Source organism: Desulfonatronospira sp. MSAO_Bac3 (genome assembly GCF_003838035.1).
GTDB lineage: Bacteria > Desulfobacterota > Desulfovibrionia > Desulfovibrionales > Desulfonatronovibrionaceae > Desulfonatronospira > Desulfonatronospira thiodismutans.
Window position 1 is genome coordinate 1 of sequence record NZ_QYZY01000110.1, and the last position, 4,973, is coordinate 4,973.

General features: G+C 54.1%; 7 protein-coding genes. 2 read left to right on the top strand and 5 right to left on the bottom strand.

All coding sequences use genetic code 11. The features are described from left to right. Positions 1 to 5: 5 nt before the first annotated feature. Positions 6 to 1,349: a sigma-54-dependent transcriptional regulator gene (locus D5S03_RS04030; RefSeq protein WP_287042765.1), complete on the top strand. Its 1,344-nt coding sequence runs from the start codon at positions 6 to 8 to the stop codon at positions 1,347 to 1,349. A gap of 14 nt (positions 1,350 to 1,363) precedes the next feature. Here the strand turns inward: D5S03_RS04030 and D5S03_RS04035 are convergent, their stop codons facing one another. Continuing rightward, complete coding sequence (locus D5S03_RS04035) at positions 1,364 to 2,014, bottom strand: HAD family hydrolase (RefSeq protein WP_287042759.1); 651 nt, start codon at positions 2,012 to 2,014, stop codon at positions 1,364 to 1,366. A 127-nt stretch (positions 2,015 to 2,141) separates the two neighbouring features. On the opposite strand from D5S03_RS04035, the gene D5S03_RS04040 reads away from it, so the two are divergent. Beyond that, positions 2,142 to 2,702, top strand: a complete 561-nt coding sequence (locus D5S03_RS04040; RefSeq protein WP_287042760.1) for a Uma2 family endonuclease — start codon at positions 2,142 to 2,144, stop codon at positions 2,700 to 2,702. 39 nt (positions 2,703 to 2,741) lie between these two features. Here the strand turns inward: D5S03_RS04040 and D5S03_RS04045 are convergent, their stop codons facing one another. The 4 genes from D5S03_RS04045 to D5S03_RS04060 form a co-directional block, all read right to left on the bottom strand. Continuing rightward, positions 2,742 to 3,161 carry a type II toxin-antitoxin system PemK/MazF family toxin gene (locus tag D5S03_RS04045; protein ID WP_353745146.1) on the bottom strand — a complete coding sequence of 140 codons (420 nt, stop codon included), beginning with the start codon at positions 3,159 to 3,161 and terminating at the stop codon, positions 2,742 to 2,744. Then, positions 3,065 to 3,277: an antitoxin MazE family protein gene (locus D5S03_RS04050; protein WP_287042762.1), complete on the bottom strand. Its 213-nt coding sequence runs from the start codon at positions 3,275 to 3,277 to the stop codon at positions 3,065 to 3,067. Before D5S03_RS04050 ends, D5S03_RS04045 begins: the two co-directional genes overlap by 97 nt. A 251-nt stretch (positions 3,278 to 3,528) precedes the next feature. After that, entirely contained in the window at positions 3,529 to 4,275 is a 747-nt protein-coding gene (locus D5S03_RS04055; RefSeq protein ID WP_287042763.1) for a purine nucleoside phosphorylase YfiH/LACC1 family protein, read from the bottom strand. Between the two features lie 42 nt (positions 4,276 to 4,317). Continuing rightward, the gene (locus D5S03_RS04060; RefSeq protein WP_287042764.1) at positions 4,318 to 4,917 is read right to left on the bottom strand and encodes a 5-formyltetrahydrofolate cyclo-ligase; all 600 of its coding nucleotides are present in this window, start codon (positions 4,915 to 4,917) and stop codon (positions 4,318 to 4,320) included. Positions 4,918 to 4,973: the final 56 nt, after the last annotated feature.

Sequence of the window (4,973 nt, forward strand, 5' to 3'; positions counted from 1 at the left end):
AAGATATCCGGCTTTCCTTGCGAGGGATCCTGGAAGACGAAAACTATCGGATCCTGGAAGCCGAGAGCGGCGAGCAGGGACTTGGGCTTCTGGGCCCGGGCGTGGATCTGGTTCTTCTGGATATCTGGCTGCCGGGAATAGACGGCCTGGAGGTCTTAAACCGCCTCAGGGAAAGCCACCCCAACCTGCCAGTGGTCATGATCTCCGGTCACGGCAATATCCAGACCGCTGTACAGGCCATCAAGAGCGGCGCCTTTGACTTCATAGAAAAGCCTTTGTCCCTGGAAAAGGTGCTCATCACCTCGGAAAAGGCCCTGGAGTTTTCCAGGCTCAGGCGGGAAAACCGCAAGCTGCGTCTGAGCAGCAAATCCGCGGAAGTGCACAGGATAACCGGCGAGTCAGATCATATCGAGGAACTGCGGCAGAACATTGAACAGGTGGCCCCCACCGAGGCCTGGGTGCTCATTACCGGCGAAAACGGCACCGGCAAGGAAATTGTGGCCAGGTCCCTGCACATCAAAAGCAACAGAGCCGATCATCCCCTCATTGCAGTCAACTGTGCGGCCATCCCGGAAGAACTCATTGAATCGGAACTCTTCGGCCATGAAAAAGGCTCCTTTACCGGGGCCTCCACTTCCAAGCAGGGCAAGTTTGAACTGGCTGACGGCGGCACCCTGTTTCTGGATGAAATCGGGGACATGAGCCTCAAGACCCAGGCCAAGATACTTCGAATCCTGCAGGAGCAGAGCTTTGAGCGCGTGGGCGGACACAAGACTGTAAACGTCAACGTCAGGGTTATCGCCGCCACCAACAAGAACCTGCAGCAGGAGATGAAAAACGGCAATTTCCGCGAGGACCTTTTTTACAGGCTGAACGTCTTCCCCCTGAACCTGCCTCCCTTGCGGGAAAGAAAAAAAGACATCCCCCCCCTGCTGGATGAATTCACCTCTCAGTTGAGCCAGGAGCACAATTTCAAACCCCTGAGTTTCAGTCCTGATGCCATAAGCATACTGCAGAAACACCCCTGGCCGGGAAATGTACGCGAACTTAAGAACTTTGTTGAGAGGATGTATATACTGCATCAGGGCAAGGAGATCAGCGCTTCCATGCTCCCGGCGGAAATCAGGGAGGCCGCAGTCTCAGGGCAGGGAGCTGATAAAAGTGCCCCCGACATGCCAGATGCCATGCCCCACGACTTCAAACAGGCCAGGTCCCTGTTTGAAGCCAGGTTCCTGGACCAGAAACTAAAGGAACATGACGGCAATGTGTCCAGACTGGCCGAGGCCATAGGCCTGGAAAGAAGCTACCTCTACCGCAAACTCAAGACTTACAATATCAGTACGGACTGAAAAACATCCGTTTTTCAAAAATATGCGGAAAGCTCCTGTGGCGACTCCAGAATATAATGTGCTCCGGCCTGCAGCAGTTCTTGCCTGCCTCTGAATCCCCAGGCCGCCCCCAGCCCAGTCATGCCTGCACTGACGGCTGTATACATATCCACGTTGGAATCACCCAGGAAATATACCTGGTCCGGTTTCAGGCCCATTCTGGCAGCCACCTCCAGAGCCGGTTCAGGATCAGGCTTGACAGCCCCATTGGGCAGTGCTCCCTGCACCACCTGAAAATACCCGTCCGGAAAAAAGTGTCCCACAGTATGCAGGGTGGCCTCATGGGGCTTGTTGGACAAAACAGCCATGGGAATCTCATTTCGGGCCAGTTCTTCCAGCGCCTCAAGTACCCCCGGGTACGGAGCGGTCCTGTTTGCCCAGCGCCTGGAATACTCCTCACGGGCCGCCTGGATGCACTCATTGATGACCGACTGGTCCTGGACATCCTCAGGCACAGCCCTCCTGACAAGCATGGGCAGCCCGTCGCCCACAAAAAAACGATAAGCGTCCACCGGGTGCTGCGCCCATCCCCTGCTCTTGAGAACACTGTTCACTGAATCCGCCAGATCCTGCAGAGTGTTCAGAAGTGTTCCGTCCAGATCAAAAATTATCCCCTTATTGCTCATTTTTTCCTTCTTTTTTGCAGAGATTCATGATAATTTGAAATACAGTATTCCAGCACACTGACCAACCGATCATGGTTCGTATATCAACTTGGATACCGTCCTGGCAAACTTATTTAAGGAGATTGGTATGGGTGAAGCTCACCCCGTGCAGCCCATGACGGCTGCAGAATACTTGGACTGGGAACCGGCCCAGCTGGAAAAGTATCAGTATATCCATGGTGAGGTTTTTGCCATGGGCGGAGCCTCCAGGCGGCATGTAACAGTTTCCGGGAACCTGCTTACAGAACTTGACCGTTATCTGGAAGGCTCGCCCTGCCGGGTTTATATGGCGGACATGAAGCTGGAAATAAAAAAGGAAGAGATTTATTTTTATCCAGATGTCCTGGTCACCTGTGATCCGGAGGACCACAAAGCAGAACAGTTCATGCGCTCCCCTGTTGTGGTGGGCGAGGTTTTGTCCGAGTCCACCGCGGCTTTTGACCGGGGAGACAAAGCGACATATTACCGAAGCCTGCCCTCACTGAAAGAATTCGTGCTCATTGACCCGGAGCGCAGGCGCATGGAACTATACCGCCGCACCCAGCAGGACACCTGGGAACTCCTGGACATCCCCCCGGAACACCACCTGCCCCTGCACAGCCTGGAACTGGAAATCCCCTGGCAGCGCATATTCCGCAATGTGGACTGAAACAGCCTCCCGAAACAATTTGTCAAGCAGCCATGACAGCTATCCAATTCCCATCCAGACAGTCAAAAGCCGCTCTACTTCCCGCATGTACTCGTATTCGAGATGGCCAAACGGCTCTCTCAACTTATCACGTGGCAGGGTTGTAATTTTGTCCACCATGATTTCAGATACAGACAGCAATCCGTTCTGGACTGTCGGATCTACTCGAAGCCGAAATAAGGGCGTATCACGCAGCTTGCTGGTTATAGGCAGGATGGTAACTGATGGGTGGACGTCAAAAAAGTCCGACTGGATGACCAGGGCTGGGCGAGGCTTGCCGTAGGTTCCTGGTTGCACAACAGGCAATATGTCGCCTCTCCCCATTACTCCCAGCCTTCCCTGTCGGATACGTCCTCGATCCAGGACAGGACTTCCTTCTCCTGGGGATCGTTCGCTACAAGCAGGCTCTGACGGCGGCATTCCTCCGCAAATCCCTCCTCTCGGGTATCAGGAACCCAAATCTGGATAGGACGCATACCAGCGGACCTCAACCCCTCTCGGTGTTTACGCACTCGTTCTTTTACTGGAACAGTCATCTTAAGCTCTCCTTATGTTTCATGTAACCAGTAAGTGTATAAAAGTCAATTTATCCAAAGACCCCGGCTCGGGGGATATAAATATTTATCTCTTCCTCCTGCCTTGCTCCGCGGCTCTAAAGCCGCTTCCCTCCGGGGCGTAGGCCCTATGGGCCGGAGGCTGCCCGGGCGTGAGAAATTTCTTCCAGTGTTCCCATGCTCCGCGTGGGAGTATTCTTCGGACGCTCCGCGTTTAAAAGAAAAGTTTAACCTCAGGCAGGAATCAGTATCATACTGGCCTGCCTTCCGCATTTTTTGTCCCGGCGATAGGAGAAAAAGAGCTCTTCCCGGCACATGGTGCACATATCCAGGGAAAATACATTCCCGGGGAGCAGTCCGGCCTGCAGGAGCTGATCCCGGGTCAGGGACCACAGGTCCATTGTTTTTTGCTCCTGATGATAATAATCGGCAAATTCCGGAGTCCAATGTTCCTCAAAAGGCTCGAACCTGGCACAGCATGGCCCCAGGGAGGGGCCGCGCACAGCCGCCAGGTCTGCCGGACTGAGATTGTAGTATTTACACAAATCTCTTACGGCGGTTTCAGGAAACCCGGCCCGGTTGCCCCGCCAGCCGCAGTGCAGGGCCAGGACGTATTCCTGGGACTTGTGTGCAAGCATGACCGGCTGGCAGTCAGCGGTCTTGATCACAGCACCCCGGCCAGGCCGGGACAGTCCAAGACCGTCGCCTTCCAGGGACGACCCGTCCAGGCAGTCTTCATCAGGGTCAAAATGAACAAGCGTACCGTGCACCTGCCTAAGCTCCACCCACCCGGACAGTCCCAGTTCATCCTTCAAAGCCCTGCGATTGGCCCCGGCCCGTGCAGGTTCATCCTCCACATCCAGGGAAATGTTGCCCTGCCCGAAACTTCCCGAACTTACCCCGCCCAGCCTGGTTCCGAAAATACAGGCCACTTTTTCCAGGCCGGGAAAAGAAAAACTTATATACTGCGGACTATTCATAGTTGCACTCCAGTAGTCAGGTTCCCGCACTTTTACCCATTTTCAGCTTGACTTATTTTGGGTAAAAACTTCAATGGTCCTTGTTTCGGTAAATATAAAATGCATGGGTATATCCCAGGGATCTGCCGGAAGTCTTTCCACCACCTGGAAATCGTATGCAAAGCCCGCAAGCAGCGGCCCTGGGTCTGACAGCAGGCTGAAATAGCGGTCATAAAAACCCTGGCCGAAACCCAGGCGGTATCCGGATTCGTCAAAGGCCACCCCGGGCACCACCGCCACAGAGGGAGCATGATTCTCAAAGATATTCTCCTGTTTCGGCTCCGGCTCGTAGATATTGCAAAACCCCGGCCTCAGGCAGCTCAGGTCCTGCACCCGGTAAAATTCCATCCTGCCGGGCCGGTGCGGGTCACAGTACGGGGCGTACACCTCACGGCCCTGCTGCAGAAGTTCCCGCAACAGAGGCTTAGTGTCCACCTCGCTTTTGATGGGCAGATAGACCAGAAAACAGGTGTGCTGCATGAGCTTCCTAGTAGAGAGGAAGTTTTCTATGACGGCAGAGCTTTTGGCATTTACCTCCCCGGGGTCCAGGGAACTTCTTTGCCTGAGCATCGCAGCCCGCAATTCTTTTTTGTCCGCATGCATAAGATTTGACCTTCAGTTTTTCAAAGGATATATGCCTTTTATCTGTTAACTGATAT